Raw genomic sequence first — 17,133 nt, forward strand, 5'->3', positions numbered from 1 at the left:
ATTCTGGCTTAATCCTGTTTTAGTTTGCAACCAGATTTTTCAGGTGTTGCGCAGGGCTCCACCTGACTCACGGCTCGGAAGGTTAAAAATGCTCGACCACGATTCCTCACACCGTCACGAGTGCCCGGTTGCCAGAGCATCGGAGGTCATCGGTGACCGATGGTCGTTGCTCATCGTCCGCGATGCGTTCGACGATATTCGTCGATTCAGCGAGTTTCAAAAGAGCCTGGGCGTGGCCAAGAATATTCTGGCTGCGCGCTTGAAGGCGTTGGTCGAGGTCGGGGTGTTTGAGATTTGCCCGGCGTCCGATGGCAGCGCCTACAAGGAATACGTCCTCACCGAAAAAGGACGTGAACTATTTCCGATCGTGGTCAGCCTGCGTCAGTGGGGCGAACGTTTTCAGTTTGCACCCCATGAAACCCGCTCAGTGCTGGTGGACAACGCAACCGGTCAGCCGGTGATGAGGATGGCGGTTCAATCTGCGAGTGGCGAGACGCTTGGGCCAGCGGATTGCCATCGCATCAGAGTCACGCCTGACGATGTTTGAATCTTGAAAACAGCGCGTGGCACCATCAGCTGGGCTGAATCGCTGACAGAAACCGCCCGAATCAGGCGGTTTTTCACTGCTCCCACGGCTTGACCGTCAAAGCGGCCCATTCGTATGTTGCCCATCCACCAGCCGCTGAATCCCCAACGGGTTAGCGTCTTGCAGCGCAGGGGGCAGCAAAGCATCGGGGTAATTCTGGAAGCACACCGGGCGCAGGAAGCGGTCAATGGCCAATGTCCCCACCGACGTCCCGCGTGCGTCCGACGTCGCCGGGTACGGGCCGCCATGCACCATGGTCTCGGTGACTTCCACCCCCGTCGGATAGCCATTCAACAGAATCCGGCCGACTTTTTCCTGTAAAAACTCGGTCAGCCAGCGGTATTCCAGCAGCTCATCGGCTTCGCCGAGGACGGTGGCCGTCAACTGCCCGCGCAGGCCATTGAGTGCTGCGGCCAGTTGCGCCTGGTCGGCAACTTCAATAACGATCGTGGCCGGCCCGAATACCTCTTCCTGGAGCAGTTCGTCACCCTTGAGCAGCAAGCTGACGTCGGCTTTGAACAACTGCGGTTGGGCTTGTGTACCCTGTTGCGGACGTCCCGCCAGATGCTTCACGCCCGGGTGCGCGAGCAAGTGTTGCAGCCCCTTGCTGTAGCTGGCGAGGGCGCCGACGTTGAGCATGGTCTGCGCCGGTTGATCGTTCATCTGTGCAGTGAAGCGCTCCAGGAACGCCGTGAAATCGGCCGACTGCACGCCGATGATCAGCCCGGGGTTGGTGCAAAACTGCCCGCAATCCAGGGTCACCGAGGCAGCGAGCTCGTTGGCGAGGGTGTCGCCACGCACCTTAAGGGCCTGGGGGAGAATGATCACCGGGTTGATGCTCGACATCTCGGCGAACACCGGAATCGGCTGGGGACGCTCCGCCGCCATCTTGCACAAGGCGTTGCCGCCTTTGAGAGAACCGGTGAACCCCACGGCCTGAATCGCTGGATGCTTGACCAGCCACTCGCCGACGCCCCCGCCATAGATCATGTTGAACACACCGTCGGGCATACCGGTGCGCGCCGCGGCACGCATGATCGCGTCCGCCACCCATTCGGCGGTGGCCATGTGGCCGCTGTGGGCTTTGAACACCACCGGGCAGCCCGCCGCCAAGGCAGAGGCGGTATCGCCACCGGCAGTGGAAAACGCCAGCGGGAAGTTGCTGGCGCCGAACACGGCCACCGGACCCAGCGCGATTCGGAACTGACGCAAATCGGGGCGGGGCAGGGGTCTACGATCCGGCAGGGCGCGATCAATGCGTGCCCCGTAAAAGTCACCGCGCCGCAGCACGTTGGCGAACAGGCGCATTTGCCCGCTGGTGCGACCACGCTCGCCCTGGATACGCCCGGCAGGCAACGCCGTCTCACGGCAGACAGTGCTGACAAAATCGTCGCCCAAGGCATCCAGCTCGTCGGCGATGGTGTCGAGAAATTCGGCGCGGCACGAGGCGGGCAGATTGCGGTAAATCGGGTAGGCACTAGCGGCCGCCTTGGCCGCCGCGTCGACTTCGTCTTGCGTCGCCTGGATGAAATGACCTGGGAGGGCCTCGTCTGTGGTCGCATCGAAGCTTTGCAACTGCACACTGCCGGCGCCGAGTCGCTGTCCGCCGATGTAGTTCAGACCGAGAATCTGAGTCATGTCAGGGCTCCTGATTGATTGAGTAAATGTCGGGACTCCCGCTGAGCCAAGCGGCTCCCCATCGTGCCGGACGACGGAAGCCGGAGTGCTGGAGTGAATGAAAGGTCTTACGTGATCGCCCCGATCTGCCAAGGCACGAACTCGTTCTGGCCGTAGCCATGCTGTTCGCTTTTGCTTTTGTCACCCGAGGCGATGCGCAGCATCATGCGGAAGATGTAGTCACCGCGTTCCTCGATGGTCATGGTGCCGTCGGCAATCCCGCCGCAGTTGACGTCCATGTCTTCTTCCTGCGTTTCCCACAGACGGGTGTTGGTGGCGAGCTTGATGGACGGCGAGGGCGCACAGCCATACGCCGAACCGCGCCCCGTGGTGAAGGCAATCAGGTTGGCCCCGCCCGCGACTTGGCCGGTGGCAGAGATCGGGTCGTAGCCGGGGGTGTCCATGAACACCAGGCCGTGTGCCCTGACGGTTTCAGCGTATTCGTAGACATCCACCAGATCGGTGGAGCCCGCTTTGGCGACGGCACCCAGGGATTTTTCCAGAATGGTGGTCAAGCCTCCGGCTTTGTTGCCCGCTGAAGGGTTATTGTTCAGCTCGGCGTCCATCCGCTTGCAATAGGCTTCCCACCAGTGGATACGGGCGATGAGTTTCTCACCGACGTTCTGGCTGACGGCGCGGCGGGTCAGCAAGTGCTCGGCGCCGTAGACCTCCGGCGTTTCCGACAGAATCGCGGTGCCGCCGGCCGCCACCAGACGATCGACTGCATTGCCCAATGCAGGGTTGGCCGTGATGCCCGAATAACCGTCGGATCCACCGCATTGCAGGCCGATGATCAGGTGTTTGGCGCTGACGGGTTCGCGTTTGACGTGGTTTGCCTCTGCCAGCAAGGACTTGACTTGCGCGATGCCGCTGGCAATGGTTTTCGACGTGCCGCCCGTGCCCTGAATGGTGAAGGTGCGCAGCGAATGGCTGCTGGTCAGGCCCTGGGCCGCCAGCAGATCGGGGATCTGATTGGTCTCGCAACCCAGGCCGATCATCAGGACCGAGGCAAAGTTCGGGTGAACGGCATAGCCGCCAAGGGTCCTGCGCAACATGGCCAGCGCCTCGCCACCCGGATCGACCGCGCAGCCCACGCCGTGGGTGAGGGCAACGACACCGTCGACGTTGGGGTATTCAATCAGCGCCTCAGGGTGAATGTCGCGGCGAAAATAGTCGGCAATCGCCCGCGCCACCGTGGCCGAACAATTGACCGACGTCAGAATGCCGATGTAATTGCGAGTGGCCACACGGCCATCGGCGCGCACGATGCCCATGAACGTCTCTGCGGTGGGGGCAGGACTGCCTTTGGCGTCGACACCGAACGCGTAGTCCCGAGAGAAATCCCCCATGGCGACGTTGTGGACATGCACGTGCTGCCCCGCTTCGATGGGCTGGCTGGCGAAGCCGATGATCTGACCGTAGCGGCGCACGGGTTGGCCCACGTCGATATGACGGGCCGCGACTTTGTGACCGGAAGGCACAGGCTCAAGCACCTCGATACCTTCGGTTTGAAGCACCAGACCTTTGATCAGTGGTTGCCGCGCGATCAGCACATCGTCCAGCGGGTTGAGTCTGATCACGGCATGGGCAGCGGTGTCGCTGCCTGTTGTTGTTATGAGCTGCATGACGATTGCCTCGGTTATTCAGTGAGCGCAATGGGAATGGGGAGAGCAGGGCAGGTCAGGCCAATCCACGCTCGCGGTAATCAATCAGGCTGGAGAACAGCATCAAACCGGACGCCATGACGACGAAGAAAATCAGCGCCAAGAAGTACGAGCCGGTGTACTGCACGATCAGGCCAATCAGGATGGGCACAATCACACCGACCATGTTGCCGCAGAAGTTCATGCTGCCGCCCAACACACCGGCTTTGGACTGGCCGCCGAGGATCGCGGGCAGGCACCAGTACATGCCGCACCAGCGAATGAAAAACAGCGCCACACACAGCAGCGAGATAACAACGACGGCGTTACGGGTATAAGCCACAGCGAGAATGCAAATGGCGGCAATGGCCGCGGAGCCTGCGAACATGCTGCGCATGACGGTGTTGGGTTGGCCGCCGGCGGCTTTCCATTTGTCGGCCACCCAGCCGCCAAACAATTCGCCGATGAACCCGCACATGAAGATCAGAAAGGTCGCGCCGCCCATGGCCTTGATGTCCAGGTTATGGGCCTGGTGCAAGTAGCTCGGCATCCAGGTCAGCAGGCCGTAAAACACACTGTTGTAGCAAGCAAAGCCCGCGAACATCGCCAGCACGGAACGGCTCTTGAGCAATTCCTTGAGGATCGCCTTGCGCCCGCCCGTGGCTTTTCTGGCGGCCTCATTGGCGTCAGTGATGTACGCCAGCTCTGCCGCATTGACCTTGGGGTGTTCACTGGGGTGGTTTCTGATGTACCACCACGCCCAGACGCCTACGACCATGGTGCCCACGCCGGCGATGACGAAGGCGATCCGCCAGGAGTCAAACCAGGTGATCAGTCCCGCAATGAGGATGGCCCCCAGTGCAGTGCCCAGGGGTGCGCCGCCGTCGACGAGGGTCGCGCCGCGACCGCGCTCATTGGGCGTCAGCCAGGCACCGTTGAGCTTGGCCCCGGCCGGCATGATCGGCGACTCTGCGACGCCCAGCCCGATGCGCGTGATCAGCAGGGTGATCCAGTTGTGCGCGCCGCCCGCCAGCGCCTGAAACAGGCCCCAGCCAATGGTGGCAATGCCGACAATATTGCGGGTCTGAAAACGGTCGAGCAGCATGCCGCCAGGAATCTGCATGAGCGCATACGACCAGAAGAACGCGCTGAGCATCAAACCTTCCAGCGCCGGCGTCATGTTGAAATCAGCGGAGATCAGCGGCAGCGCAACGGACAAGGAAGCCCGGTCGATGTAGTTGATGGCGGAGAGCAGCAGCAGCAGTAGCAGGAAGATCCTCCATCGCACCGTGGTGGGACGGGCGCTTGCGGCACTCGTGGAAGCAGCAGGCGTGACGACCTGTACATTGCCAGTGGTCATGTTCATCTCACTCTTATGTTTATTATGAAATGCATCCGTTGCTAAGGGCCCGGTGCAGGGCCTCACCCGTCAGAGCGATCTTGTTTCTCCAACATTGAACGCTGAGTCGACGACTTCGAAGGAGTTGCACAGGGGTTTTCCGAACTCGTTCATGCTGATCTCGAACCGATCACCCGGCTGAGTTTTGACGTTGTCTGCGACCGAAAGGGTGGCCGTGCCGAAGAAGTGCACATGCACATCGCCCGGGCGCAGGAACTGGGTGTACTTGAAGTGGTGATACTCCAGGTTCTCAAGGCTGTGGCACATGTTGTCCTCGCCGCTGAGAAACTCTTTCTCCCATAACAGGTTGCCGTCGCGCCAGATCCGGCTGGTGCCCGCCAGGTGCCGTGGCAATTCACCGACGCGCAGCTCTGGCCCGTAGGCGCAGTTGCGCAGCTTGGAGTGGGCCAGATACAGGTAATTGCGTCGTTCCATGACATGGTCGGAGAACTCGTTGCCCAAGGCGAAGCCCAGGCGGTAAGGCGTGCCGTCATGGCCGATGACGTAGAGGCCGGTCAGCTCGGGCTCTTCGCCCGCATCTTCAGCGAAGCCCGGCGACTGGAACGCCTGGTTCGGGCGTACCACAATCGAGCCGTCGCCCTTGTAGAACCACTCTGGCTGAGCGCCCACGGTACCCGCCGCCGGACGGCCGCCGTCGATCCCCCACTGGAACATCCGCGCGGTGTCCGTCAGCGCAGCCTGACTGTCGGCGTTTTTCTGGTGCATCTTGTCGCGGGTCGAAGCACTTCCCAGGTGAGTCAGGCCGGTGCCGCTGATCAGGCAGTGAGCGGGGTCTTCATGGTCCAGTGGCGGCAGGACGCGGCCGGTGTCCAGCAGATGGGTATAACTGTCGGCACTCAGTACCGTGCCCACGCTCCGTACTTCCTGCTGCAGGCTGTGGCCATTGGCAATGGCGGCGAGGGCCAGGGTGCGGGTGCTGGCTGTGCCGTTGACCACCTGAATCGAGTCGCCCTCGACCACGCCGACACGGCGCTGACCCGTGGCATCTTCAAACTGGATTAAACGCATGGTGAGGCCTCGACGTGTTGTTATCGTTGAGGTCACTTTAAATTTCCAGCCTGCTGCTGCCTAATGAGAGTTACGACCCAAGCGATAACCTTTAGGTATACCCATGCTGCCGTCCCTCTCATCCATGGTGTCTCGTCTGCGACTCAAGCAGCTGCGGCTATTGATAGCGCTCGACGAGCATGGCTCGGTGCGCAAGGCATCCGAGATCATGGCGCTGTCGCAACCGGGCGCCACCAAGGCATTGCAGGAAATCGAGACTGTCTTCGGTTCAAGCCTTTTCGAGCGCACCAGCAAGGGTCTGGAGGCCAACGATCTTGGCCGCTGCGTGATTCGTTATGCCCGCCTGATTCACACCGACCTTGAGCACCTTCGCGAAGAAATGGTCGGCATCCTCAAAGGCCAAGGCGGGCGCCTGGCCATCGGGACCATCATGGGCGCCGTGCCGACGCTGGTGGACAGCCTGGCGCGACTGCGCGACAAACAGCCGGAGTTGTCGATCTCCATCGTCGAAGACACCAGTTCGCGGTTGTTGAGCTTGCTGGATCAGGGAAGGGTGGATGTCGCGATCTGCCGAACCAGCGTGAGCCCACGTCCGGGCGCTTATCAAACCCGCTTCCGCGCACAGGAACCGCTGGTGGTGGTGGCCAATCCTGCGCATCGCCTGGCCCATGCGCCGACGCTGCAACTGGACGACTTGATGGACAGCCGCTGGGTGGTGTTCCCGGTCAACATGCCCATGCGCTTGACGCTGGAGCGCGAGTTTCGCCAGGTGGGGCTTAGCTTTCCGCTTTACGCCATTGAAACCTCGTCGACGTTTACGACGTTGTCGTTGTTGCTGAAGGATCCGAATCTGGTGGCGGTGATGCCGAACGATGTCGCGCAGATGGCGCTGGATCACGGCATGTTGGTCAAACTGCCGCTGACGATTCAGTCCACCAGCGAGCCTTATGAGATTGTTACTCGATCGAATGTGGAGTACACGGCGTCGATGGTGTTGCTGATTGAGGAGATGACGGGGGTGGGTTTGGATTCAACAAGGGATGAGTAGGCTCGCCCGCGAACTGTTCATGCAGCCACGATGCAAATGTCTAGCTATAGTCCATGTGATCGCACAGCGAGGCCGTCTGGAGCATGTGATTAATCCTCGAGAAGAGCAGGGGTGTTTGGAGTCTGCAGGTGAGGTCGTAGAAACCAAACGCGGCAACCATAAGCGTTTGAACGCCTGGAAAGGTCTGTTCGGCGACGAGGTTGAGAATTGGTTGGTTAAATGATCCGCTTAAGCTGTAGCAGCCGTCGTGAGACGGCTTTTTTTCCGCTGGGATCGCGCTGACGTGATCAGTGGAGGCTTGGAGACGCTTTTCAGGGCAGGACCTACCAAGCCTGCGTGTTTACCACTCAGCCCGCGAACTTGTAATCACCGCCTTTTTTGATCGCATTGATATAGGCCGGCCGCGCCTGGAACCGGTCGATCCAGGCGGCTAGGCCAGGGTAGTCGTTCAGCATGCCTTGGGATTTTGCAAACTCGCCAATAAAGCTCATTTGGATATCCGCGCCGCTGATTTCTTCACCCAACAAATACGGGGTAAGTTTCAACGCGGTCTCCAGATAACCTAGATAGTTAGCCAGTTCAGATTCAATTCGCGGCTGCAGCGGCTTGCCAGCGTCCCCAAGACGCCCGATATAAAGGCTGAGCATCAGCGGCAGCGTGGCCGACCCTTCTGCGAAATGCAGCCATTGCACGTATTCGTCGTAGGTCGCGGTGGCCGGGTCAGGCTGCAAGCGGCCATCGCCGTGTCGGCGGATCAGATAATCGACGATAGCACCGGATTCGATCAGCACATGAGGTCCGTCCTGAATAACCGGTGACTTGCCCAGCGGGTTAATGGCTTTCAGTTCAGGGGGCGCCAGGTTGGTCTTGGCGTCTCTTTGGTAGTGCTTGATCTCGTAGGGCAGGGCGAGCTCTTCGAGTAGCCAGAGGATGCGCTGCGAGCGGGAATTATTGAGATGGTGAACGATGATCATGAAGTTCCCTATGAGGGGTAAAGGTGTGTAGGGACAGCCTGTCGTGGCCCACTGAGGTTCTAAATGGTTGCGAAATCAGCAGTCAGTAGCACCGTCCCGAAGGCGGCGCCTCGATCATGATGCAAAACCTAATGCGCGAGGAATCCATCGGCTCATCCTCGCTGAACTAATCACTGCGCCCGTCCCCTAATTCTGCGCACGTTGCCCAATCCCAGGCTGATCCTGGGTCACTCACACACGAAGGTTTGGTGAATCATGAAGAGCGAACAGGTAGAAGGCGTTGTAGAGCAGGTTGCCGGCAAAGCACAGAGCGCAGTTGGGAAACTGTTTGGTGATTCGAAGCTGGAGGCGGAGGGTACCGGTCGCCAGGCTTCTGGTCAGTTGACCCAGGCCTACGGCGATGCCATGGAGAGCGTATCTGCGTTTGTTAAAGAAAAACCAGTCGCTGCAGTTGCCATTGGTGGAATTGCGTTGCTGATTCTGGACCGTCTCTTTCGCCGCTGATTGAGCAGAAAGGGAAGCTCCGATAGGGGCGTCCACGTTTGTTTACGTACAGCTCACCAGCTGGATCGATTCACAGGAATTTGATCAGTGGAAAGCAACCCTGAGAAAAGCAGGCATAGATGGGGCCAATAATAATCTGCCCATGACTAGGGCAGGTTATCTGCTGCTACGCTTTAATTCGACAGCATTCACGTTGCACAAAGACACCACCGTACGAGGTATCATTTTGGGCCGCGACAGATCCTCTGCACTGCAACCTTTGTACATTGCAGAGGCTGTCTGGGAGCTTAATCGTCGTAGCTAATGAAGCAGTACTCAAAGCTTCTTGAGTACACAACTACGTGTTCAACAAGCCCTCACACCCTATTCTATGCAGCCTGGAGATTTCAAATCGGTACCAATGGTCACAGCGGTAACAGGAACGCCTGCAAAGGCATTCTTCGCCCCAGCTGAGAACTGGGGGTCACAGTTAAAGGTCATATCTGTAACGAAATCCTCCCCTTTGGCTTTTACGATCTAGGCCTTCCATGCATCCGCAGCCGAGATCGCTTCATCTGAAGACAGAGTGACCTCCAGCAGGACCTGCATGTAGTTCACCGCATGGGGGCCTTCCCAAAGGGCGTAGACGGACGGATCGAAGGCGTTGCCACACATGGTGAGGCAGTCAGCGGAGTAGGCGAAGCCACCACCGGAGGACTCTCCAAACGCTCCGAAGGTAAGCGGCTTGCCTGGGGCCGGCGCGTAGCTGTCTACGAATTTCGTAAGATCTGCAGGGCATTTAGGCCCACTTTCGAGCCTAAGCCTGGTGACATTGCCACCCTCGATCGTCGCCGTAACGTTGCAGCCCTGGACCTTGAATTTGTGATCGTTCCCATTTGACGCACGAGGAATGCCGGCTATCGATTCAAAGTACCGTTGATTGGTGCCCAGCATATCGCCCGTAAACACTTCCGCTAGCGTCGCCGCCTGTGCTGTGCCGAGGGACGCCAGGACTGTTGCAATACCGAGACTGCTTGCTTTCAGCATGAGATGATTCCATTCACTACTGCGTTGATTGGTTCGCTTCACCTAATGGTGGGCGAAGAACGATTGTAATGGACTGGAGGTCAGCAAGGTCTGCTTTCTCCTTCGTTGAAGCTGAGGTGGACCGCCAAGTTGTGTCGCCCTCTCTCAAGTGCCCAATTCCTAGCGGCAGCTATATACCCATAGCTTACGCTCAGCGGTATGTATGAAAGCCCCGGGGGGGCACACGCGAGATGCCTGCTTTCTCAAATTGCAGAGCGCGGCGCTGCCTGTGGGGCTTTGCGCGGTACACCAGAGAATGAGAGAGCACTGCTCTGGCGCTTTGCTTCAGCAGCGTTAGGGTGGGAGGAGAAACCCGTAATCGCAGGCTTTGATCCAAGCAGCAGGAGGACTTACGGCGCCCGCGCCGCGTCACGCATGTCTAGATTCATACTGCTTAAGCAGATTGATAATCTCCTTGTAACACGCCACTTTCCCGCGAAGCTCTATCCTTTGAAGGAGCAGCCAAACCAGACCACAGAAGGCGACACTCGCAACGACCAGTTTCAGCCAAGGCGAGAGAGTCAAGCTGAAGAAGGCCAGCATCACCACAATCAGGGAGGCAAAGGTGGTAAAGGCATCGGCTTGATCACTGATGTATTCGCTGCGGTTACTCAGCGTCAGGCTTGCAAGGGAGAGGGAGTGTTTCGCTAATTCTCTTTTCTTCAATTCTGATAGAGCAGCGATGCTGAAATCAACCTCTTGGGACATGACCGATTCACAGTCCCAGTCGGCAAACGGCATCAATTTCCTTTTTAGCCAAGTGCTGCGGTCGATATAGACACGCTGGCAAAACTCAGCTCGGGCAGTGATGTACCACTTAACATAGCTATGCAGTGAAGATTCCATGAGGTCTGATAACTCCATTGAGGATGGGAACGATTGATTGCGCGGTTCGACCTGTTAACAGACCCGCTAACAAGGATGGAAGGCTAGTAATTGAGCACAGGGTAAAAAAGGAGCATGTCAAAGCGGGCTCGCGTTTCGCCTAGGCAAGAATTTTTCACGTACTAATCAGGTTCGCACAAGATTATTAAACCTTCATTTGGCAGCTCGAGCTGGTGGCTGCGGAATGCTTGTCCGGCGCTACCAGGTTGTTTGGAAGTAGGGATGCGTAGCGGGAAGGAGCAACCCAGGGCGAAGAGTTGGAGTATCAGCAAGTGATTCGACATTCAGACACACAATTTAACTTATGGGCGATGTCTTATGTCCATAAGAAGCTTACGGGCCTTGAAATTGCTCACTCAGCATCAGCACCCTAGAAATTAAGTAGATTGTTCATCGATTCATGTCCCTAGAACCAGTTTCCCAACCCGTTTAGCCTCGCTGCCCCAACCTCTGACGATCCCGATATTCCGCAGCATTGATCGCTGAGGGCACTTCGGAGAAAGGTTTGCACCCGAACGGTATAATTCCCCTATTAAGAGCCGTGCTTAAGGGGGTAGGGCTTCCGGGCGAGCGATCGCCAGCGGGTGAACTGGGTTCAGGAGTAGGGATTGAACAACGCGCCAAAGACATCAGTTTAGCCGCTTGGAAGTTCAATCCCCTCTGCGGGGTGTCGCGGAACTCCCCCAAATCTCTGGTCAACAAGAATCACTCAACGATACCTGAAATTCAGCAAAACATAACTGATCATGGTTAACGTTAGACCGATCAATATGTATTCGACACGAGGCAGCCATATAAATGAGCCACCTAAAGAAAATACGATCAACGTGTTTTGAAGTATGTATTTCCTGATCTTAGGTACGGCTATGAAGTAGCCATATTGCTTGCCTACGAAAAATAAGACCATGCCGATGACTGACATAATTTGAAAATCGTGTATCGCAATGTCGTTCAAGATCGCGTGTCTGATCAAGTTAGCGAGTAGGGCCAGCCCTAAAAACAGGAAAAGGTGCGAGTAGATCAAGGAATGCCCACTCATGCTGCTTTCATTTCTGCTCAGCAGGTAAAAGCTATCAAAATAGATCCACCATATACTACATGTCATGACAAATCCGGTAATTGCCGCCATTACATTATAAGGATTCCATTGAATGTCAGATAACCCTCCAGCAAGGCTGATCACTGACTCGCCCAATAAGATAAGGGTAAGCAAGCCTAGTCGTTCAACCAAATGGTCTGTATGCGCTGGCAGGGGTTTTAGTTTGCTCCAGGGGAAAACAGGAAGCAGAATATCAAGAAAAATTCCAATGTAAGCTACAATGTATCGAATCGGAGGGTCAAAAATAAGGGATGAAAGACTGATCGCTGAGCTTACCAAAAGGGCGAAGCCAAGCCTGGAGGCGTATTCGCTACGGCCGTCGACCGTATTGATGGTCGAGATGTACATGATGCTGATGATGGCACGTATACCCACATAGCAGACGATAACAAGCGGGTAGTATACTTCCAGTTCTTCCCCAATCCGTGCGGACAGCACAATGAGCAACAGCATTATAAATAATGTTGACAGACGGTGAAGATTACTGTCCGTGTCAAACCTGTTGGAGTAAATAGTGTGGCTTGACCAGATCCACCATAATGGAACGAAAAGCAGTAAGAAACTCCATATCTGCTCAGGTTCAAAGTGGCCTTGATGTAGATGCCCGAGCGTATGAGTCACCTTGCCAATAGTCACGACAAAAATCAGGTCAAAAAACAACTCTAACCAGGTGGCGTGTCGATTTTGTTCATAATACTTTAAAGATTTCATTCGCTGCTGGCTCCGCGTGCATCTAGAAGAGTCCATTGCCTGAACCTTGATAGATGGGTGGTTAGGGCATGCTTAGCGGGATGCAACGTGCCCGGCGGGATCACTCAATCCACTATCAGTGGATTCACAAAAGAAACGGGCCCTAATCTCAGCCTGAGCCTGAGTGTTTTAAGCAGCCAGACGTTCAAGTTTCGCGGGAAGAAGCATGAGGTAATCCTCCGTGTCTTCGCGGTATTGGATTGAGGGCCAAGTGTGTAGCAGAACGGTTGGATGCCTCTTGGCTCACCAGTGACTATAGTCGTGTTTGGCACCTACCGTAGCCGTAGAACGAATTTTCGGCATCCGAGACCACCAGCAGTTCGCGCACTTTTCTCGCTGCAGTTTCAGGCGACTTTTTTCAGTCGATGGTTTTTGCAGCTGTTTAGCTACCTAAGTCGAGGGTACTTCTGCATTCTGAAGGACAATCGCTGCTCGTTACGGCACCCAGAAATTGACCAGAGCCACGTCTCGAACGTGTGACGATCAGGTAAAAACCCTGGGCCAAGGTGAGGAAATTCGCGCACCTCTGCCTTGTTCATTCGATAGTGCGCTTCATGATGATCGTTCGGGCAGAGGGCGATCACATCGGCCGAATGGTCGTGGTCCGTTCACCGCCAAACGGCGTCAATCTGACACTGCTTTTTATGTCACCTCTGAGCCTTTCTTCAGCGGGGCGCCGCTGCCTACAGTGCGCGACCGACGCACTAGTGGACACTGATCGGCCGCCCATTATTTCTGGCTCTCTGTAGAGCGGACGACCTCGAGAGTCTTCAGGAACCACCATGAATACTCGTCCCGATTTTCACAGCAATACGTTCCCCGAGTCGCAACGTGACATTCTCGGCATGATCGCAAGCGACCAGCATCTGGACGAAATACTTTCCGCTATTTGCCAGATGCAAAACGCCCTGAGCCCCGATACGTTCTGTTCCATTCTCCTCACTGACGCCGAGGGTAAGCACTTGCTCAGCGGCGCAGCGCCCGGCCTGCCGGCCAAATACAGTGAGGCGATTCATGGAATGGCGATCGGTCCAATGGAAGGCACCTGCGGCACGGCAGCTTTCCGGCGCGAAATGGTGGTCACTGAAGACATCGCTCAAGATCCGAATTGGGAGCGTTTCCGCAGCCTGGCGCTTGGGCATAACTTGCATTCGTGCTGGTCGGTTCCTTTGCTCTCCCATGAAGGCAGCGTTTTGGGCACATTTGCCCTGTATCAGAATCGCACCCATACGCCAGACGAAGTACAGATTCAACAACTTGCGTGCGCGGCCCAACTGGCAGTCATCGCAATCCGCCATGAGCGTGACGGTCAGCGTCTGGAGGAGAGCGAGCAACGCTTTCGTTCACTGTTCACCTATAACCCCAACCCGGTGTTCGCGCTCGATCTGCTCGGCAACATCCAGAGTGTGAATCCCGCAGGCCTGAAGCTTAAGCCGCAGACTGCAACCCAGTTCATTGGCCATCACTTTTCCCGTCTGGTGCCTGAGGAAGACCTGATGCGGGTCAGTCGGCATTTTTCCGCAGCGCGCGCCGGAGCCCCTCAACGCTTCGAGGCACGGCTTCGAGACGAGAATGAAAAACTGTTGACCATGGACATTTCGAACCTGCCCATCATGGTCAACGGCGAGATCGTTGGTGTGTTTGGCATTGCCCGTGACATCAGCGATCAGAAGCATTTCGAGCGCCAGTTGAGTTTCAACGCCAGCCATGACCAACTGACCGGCTTGCTTAACCGTGTGTCGCTTGAAGACCAGCTTATTCTGGATTGTCACCTCAGTCGTCGGCGTAAGCGGCTGTTGGCGGTGATGTGCATAGATTTGGATGGTTTCAAATCCATCAATGATTCGATCGGCCACTACTTTGGCGATCAGGTGCTGGTCGAGGTAGCGCGACGCATGGCCGAGCAGGTTAGGCCCGGGGACACGATCGTGCGCATGGGCGGTGACGAATTCATCGTTCTGTTGCCGGACCTGCTGCGTGATGAAGACGTCGTGCCGGTGGCCGAGCGATTGATGGCCAGCATTGCCAGACCCTACTGCATCCAGGGCATCGACCTGCACGTAAGCGCAAGTGTCGGCATCACTCTGAGCGATGGTCACCTTGAGCAGCCGATGCAGTTGATCCAGCAGGCTGACATGGCTATGTACAAAGCCAAACAACAAGGGCGTAACAACTTTCAGTGGTACACCAGCGACCTGAATCAGCGAGTTTGCGAGCACGCCACGCTGCGCAATGACCTGCAAAAGGCTATCGAGACTCAGTCGTTACAGCTGCATTATCAACCGCAGATCGACGCACGCACCGGGCGTGTGGTCGGGATCGAAGCGTTGCTGCGCTGGGAGCATCCGGAAAAGGGATTTATCCCCCCAGCGGTGTTTGTACCGGTGGCCGAGGACAGCGGTCAGATCATCGCGCTTAGCCTTTGGGTGCTCGATACGGCCTGCGCTCAGTTGCGCCTGCTGGACGAGCAGGGCATCACGGGCATCTCGATGGCCGTCAATATCTCACCGATGCATTTTCAGCGTGGCCATTTCGTGCAGTATGTCCAGGCCACGCTGGACAAACATGGTCTGCGAGGTGAACAACTGGAGCTGGAGATCACCGAGTCGCTGCTGTTGCACAACGCTGAACAGGCGATCGAGACGTTGCACCGGCTCAAGGCATTGGGGGTGCGGATTGCACTCGATGACTTCGGCACCGGTTTTTCCAGCCTCAGCTACCTCAAGCGTTTGCCGATCGACAAAATCAAGATCGACCGTTCGTTCATCCGGGAAATCGCTACCGATCATCACGATGCAGCGATCACCCAGGGCATTATTTCCATGGCCCACCACCTCAGCCTCATTGTGGTCGCCGAAGGCGTTGAAACGGCGTCCCAAATGGAATTCCTGAAAGGCAGTCGCTGCGATATTTTTCAGGGTTATCACTTCGCCAGACCGATGCCGTTTGCCGCCCTCGAAGCGTTCCTGAGCCATCCAGAGTTTCATCGCTGACCGGCCGTTCGGTTGGTCAGCGTCTTGAACATCGGATGCTGAGGGAAAGGGCGCCGCTGTCGAGTAAATGGGCTGGGTGCAGCTAATGACGGGTGCGAGGCAGTCCGGCGTCTGCTTCTGGCCGTTTGCTCTGCCGGCGGAATGACTCGACGCTATCTCCCATCCCCACGACGCTGGAGCTTGCTGCCAAGTCGGCAAATATCCCGTTGGGCTTACTGGAAAGCATGGCGCATGATGACCTGGTCATAACAAGAGGACACACGTCATGGTCAACGTAGCGTTGTTCGTTCGTCTCGAAGCAAAACCCGGGAAAGAGAAAGAGGTTGAGAGCTTTTTAGTGAGTGGTCTTGCAATCGTGGCGGAGGAGCCAGCCACCACGGCCTGGTTCGCCATCCGCTTGGGACCTTCCACCTTTGGCATCTTTGACGCCTTCCCGGATGAAGCAGGCCGACAGGCTCATCTTTCGGGCAAGGTCGCCGCCGCGCTTATGGCAAAGGCTGCCGATCTGTTTGCCGAACCGCCGTCAATCGAGAAGGTTGACGTCCTTGCGGCAAAGCTGCCCGGCTAGGCAAGCCCGACGAGGCATTCCAACCCGTCCCTGCCGCCGTTTGCCGCGTCAGGGACGCGGCTGAGTCTGGACGTTACCGCGGGTCTCTTTTCGCGGGGGAGGTGCCAACAGCGACTATAGTCATTGGTGCGTCAGATCAAATCAGCCGTTGTGCTGCCAACTTGGCCTCAACCCCGTTCCGCAAAAGCACGGCGGATCGCCTCGTGCTCGTTGATGCGGACCATAACCCTCGCAGCCGAAGACACTCAGGCTTGTATCGAGGCCTCTTCGCCACTCTGAATCCCTTGACGGTGGATGGAGTTATCCCGCCGGGCGAGTCGTATCCGGCTGAGCAGAACCCACCCCCATCTATCAGGGCTCAAGCAATGAACACTTCAGCATTGGATGATGCAAAAGAAACGACCGACGGCCCGGTTCAAGGACCACTTCCAGCCGGCACTGTCGCCCCCGATTTCTCCCTGTACGCGACCCCCGATCAGCGGCTGTCCCTGCACGAGCTAAAAGGAAGTCCCGTAATATTGGCGTTCTATCCCGCTGACTGGAGCTCGGTGTGTGGCGACCAACTGACCTTGTACAACCAGGTGCTCCCCACATTCAGAGAGTACGGCGCGACGCTGCTGGGTATTTCCGTGGACAGCGTCTGGTGTCATCAGGCCTTCGTCAAAGATCGTGGTTTTCACTTCAGCCTGCTTGCCGATTTCGAGCCCAAAGGAGCGGTGGCGCGACAGTATGGCGCGTACGAATCCCACCTTGGAGTTTGTAAGCGGGCGTTGTTCGTGATTGACAAGGAGGGGGTGGTCGTCTGGAGTTACGTTTCACCGATGGCAATCAATCCTGGAGCGGACGGCATTCTGGATGCGCTGGATGCTCTGGCGGATTCCCCACACAGCACGCCCTCCAAAAGCCAGTAGGT

14 protein-coding genes and 1 pseudogene are annotated in these 17,133 nt (G+C 57.0%); 7 read left to right on the forward strand and 8 right to left on the reverse strand.

Annotated features, from left to right (window positions below):
* Window positions 1-88 precede the first annotated feature (88 nt).
* Entirely contained in the window at window positions 89-547 is a 459-nt protein-coding gene (locus tag BBI10_RS21820) for a winged helix-turn-helix transcriptional regulator (RefSeq protein WP_065991686.1), read from the forward strand.
* 96 nt (window positions 548-643) lie between these two features.
* Here BBI10_RS21820 and BBI10_RS21825 read toward each other — a convergent pair whose 3' ends face one another.
* The 4 genes from BBI10_RS21825 to araD1 form a co-directional block, all read right to left on the reverse strand.
* Complete coding sequence (locus BBI10_RS21825; protein ID WP_065991687.1) at window positions 644-2,224, reverse strand: aldehyde dehydrogenase (NADP(+)); 1,581 nt, start codon at window positions 2,222-2,224, stop codon at window positions 644-646.
* 107 nt (window positions 2,225-2,331) lie between these two features.
* Window positions 2,332-3,888 (reverse strand): UxaA family hydrolase, encoded by a 1,557-nt coding sequence (locus BBI10_RS21830; RefSeq protein WP_065991688.1) that lies wholly within the window; start codon window positions 3,886-3,888, stop codon window positions 2,332-2,334.
* 55 nt (window positions 3,889-3,943) lie between these two features.
* The gene (locus BBI10_RS21835) at window positions 3,944-5,266 is read right to left on the reverse strand and encodes an MFS transporter (protein ID WP_141695239.1); all 1,323 of its coding nucleotides are present in this window, start codon (window positions 5,264-5,266) and stop codon (window positions 3,944-3,946) included.
* A gap of 69 nt (window positions 5,267-5,335) precedes the next feature.
* A complete protein-coding gene (gene araD1 / locus BBI10_RS21840; RefSeq protein WP_065991690.1) occupies window positions 5,336-6,334 on the reverse strand; it encodes an AraD1 family protein in 999 nt (332 codons plus the stop codon).
* Window positions 6,335-6,437: 103 nt separating this feature from the next.
* Between araD1 and BBI10_RS21845 the strand changes: the two genes are divergently transcribed.
* The gene (locus tag BBI10_RS21845; protein ID WP_065991691.1) at window positions 6,438-7,382 is read left to right on the forward strand and encodes a LysR family transcriptional regulator; all 945 of its coding nucleotides are present in this window, start codon (window positions 6,438-6,440) and stop codon (window positions 7,380-7,382) included.
* 127 nt (window positions 7,383-7,509) lie between these two features.
* Window positions 7,510-7,605, forward strand: a pseudogene (locus BBI10_RS28095) (transcriptional regulator); the annotation flags it as partial.
* Window positions 7,606-7,729: 124 nt separating this feature from the next.
* Here the strand turns inward: BBI10_RS28095 and BBI10_RS21850 are convergent.
* The gene (locus BBI10_RS21850; RefSeq protein ID WP_065991692.1) at window positions 7,730-8,356 is read right to left on the reverse strand and encodes a glutathione S-transferase family protein; all 627 of its coding nucleotides are present in this window, start codon (window positions 8,354-8,356) and stop codon (window positions 7,730-7,732) included.
* Between the two features lie 255 nt (window positions 8,357-8,611).
* Between BBI10_RS21850 and BBI10_RS21855 the strand changes: the two genes are divergently transcribed.
* On the forward strand, window positions 8,612-8,860 hold the full coding sequence (locus tag BBI10_RS21855) for a CsbD family protein (RefSeq protein WP_065991693.1): 249 nt from the start codon (window positions 8,612-8,614) through the stop codon (window positions 8,858-8,860).
* Window positions 8,861-9,376: 516 nt separating this feature from the next.
* Here the strand turns inward: BBI10_RS21855 and BBI10_RS21860 are convergent.
* The 3 genes from BBI10_RS21860 to BBI10_RS21870 all read right to left on the reverse strand — a co-directional run bounded on the left by BBI10_RS21860 (window position 9,377) and on the right by BBI10_RS21870 (window position 12,620).
* Window positions 9,377-9,886 (reverse strand): hypothetical protein, encoded by a 510-nt coding sequence (locus BBI10_RS21860; protein WP_244160411.1) that lies wholly within the window; start codon window positions 9,884-9,886, stop codon window positions 9,377-9,379.
* Between the two features lie 408 nt (window positions 9,887-10,294).
* A complete protein-coding gene (locus BBI10_RS21865) occupies window positions 10,295-10,771 on the reverse strand; it encodes a hypothetical protein (protein WP_065991694.1) in 477 nt (158 codons plus the stop codon).
* Window positions 10,772-11,519: 748 nt separating this feature from the next.
* Complete coding sequence (locus BBI10_RS21870; protein WP_065991695.1) at window positions 11,520-12,620, reverse strand: low temperature requirement protein A; 1,101 nt, start codon at window positions 12,618-12,620, stop codon at window positions 11,520-11,522.
* An 821-nt stretch (window positions 12,621-13,441) separates the two neighbouring features.
* On the opposite strand from BBI10_RS21870, the gene BBI10_RS21875 reads away from it, so the two are divergent.
* The 3 genes from BBI10_RS21875 (at window position 13,442) to BBI10_RS21885 (ending at window position 17,131) form a co-directional block, all read left to right on the forward strand.
* A complete protein-coding gene (locus BBI10_RS21875) occupies window positions 13,442-15,652 on the forward strand; it encodes a putative bifunctional diguanylate cyclase/phosphodiesterase (RefSeq protein WP_065991696.1) in 2,211 nt (736 codons plus the stop codon).
* Between the two features lie 265 nt (window positions 15,653-15,917).
* Window positions 15,918-16,220, forward strand: coding sequence for a putative quinol monooxygenase (locus BBI10_RS21880; protein ID WP_065991697.1), 303 nt, complete (start codon window positions 15,918-15,920; stop codon window positions 16,218-16,220).
* Window positions 16,221-16,585: 365 nt separating this feature from the next.
* Window positions 16,586-17,131: a redoxin domain-containing protein gene (locus BBI10_RS21885; protein ID WP_065991698.1), complete on the forward strand. Its 546-nt coding sequence runs from the start codon at window positions 16,586-16,588 to the stop codon at window positions 17,129-17,131.
* Window positions 17,132-17,133 lie beyond the last annotated feature (2 nt).

This window comes from Pseudomonas graminis, assembly GCF_001705435.1.
Taxonomy (GTDB): Bacteria; Pseudomonadota; Gammaproteobacteria; order Pseudomonadales; family Pseudomonadaceae; genus Aquipseudomonas; species Aquipseudomonas graminis_B.

Excerpts from the sequence above, each read along its gene's own strand:
- BBI10_RS21820 (WP_065991686.1), top strand. The coding sequence starts at position 89 with ATGCTCGACCACGATTCCTCACACCGTCACGAGTGCCCGGTTGCCAGA.
- BBI10_RS21825 (WP_065991687.1), bottom strand. The coding sequence starts at position 2,224 with ATGACTCAGATTCTCGGTCTGAACTACATCGGCGGACAGCGACTCGGC.
- BBI10_RS21830 (WP_065991688.1), bottom strand. The coding sequence starts at position 3,888 with ATGCAGCTCATAACAACAACAGGCAGCGACACCGCTGCCCATGCCGTG.
- BBI10_RS21835 (WP_141695239.1), bottom strand. The coding sequence starts at position 5,266 with ATGACCACTGGCAATGTACAGGTCGTCACGCCTGCTGCTTCCACGAGT.
- araD1 (WP_065991690.1), bottom strand. The coding sequence starts at position 6,334 with ATGCGTTTAATCCAGTTTGAAGATGCCACGGGTCAGCGCCGTGTCGGC.
- BBI10_RS21845 (WP_065991691.1), top strand. The coding sequence starts at position 6,438 with ATGCTGCCGTCCCTCTCATCCATGGTGTCTCGTCTGCGACTCAAGCAG.
- BBI10_RS21850 (WP_065991692.1), bottom strand. The coding sequence starts at position 8,356 with ATGATCATCGTTCACCATCTCAATAATTCCCGCTCGCAGCGCATCCTC.
- BBI10_RS21855 (WP_065991693.1), top strand. The coding sequence starts at position 8,612 with ATGAAGAGCGAACAGGTAGAAGGCGTTGTAGAGCAGGTTGCCGGCAAA.
- BBI10_RS21860 (WP_244160411.1), bottom strand. The coding sequence starts at position 9,886 with ATGCTGAAAGCAAGCAGTCTCGGTATTGCAACAGTCCTGGCGTCCCTC.
- BBI10_RS21865 (WP_065991694.1), bottom strand. The coding sequence starts at position 10,771 with ATGGAATCTTCACTGCATAGCTATGTTAAGTGGTACATCACTGCCCGA.
- BBI10_RS21870 (WP_065991695.1), bottom strand. The coding sequence starts at position 12,620 with ATGAAATCTTTAAAGTATTATGAACAAAATCGACACGCCACCTGGTTA.
- BBI10_RS21875 (WP_065991696.1), top strand. The coding sequence starts at position 13,442 with ATGAATACTCGTCCCGATTTTCACAGCAATACGTTCCCCGAGTCGCAA.
- BBI10_RS21880 (WP_065991697.1), top strand. The coding sequence starts at position 15,918 with ATGGTCAACGTAGCGTTGTTCGTTCGTCTCGAAGCAAAACCCGGGAAA.
- BBI10_RS21885 (WP_065991698.1), top strand. The coding sequence starts at position 16,586 with ATGAACACTTCAGCATTGGATGATGCAAAAGAAACGACCGACGGCCCG.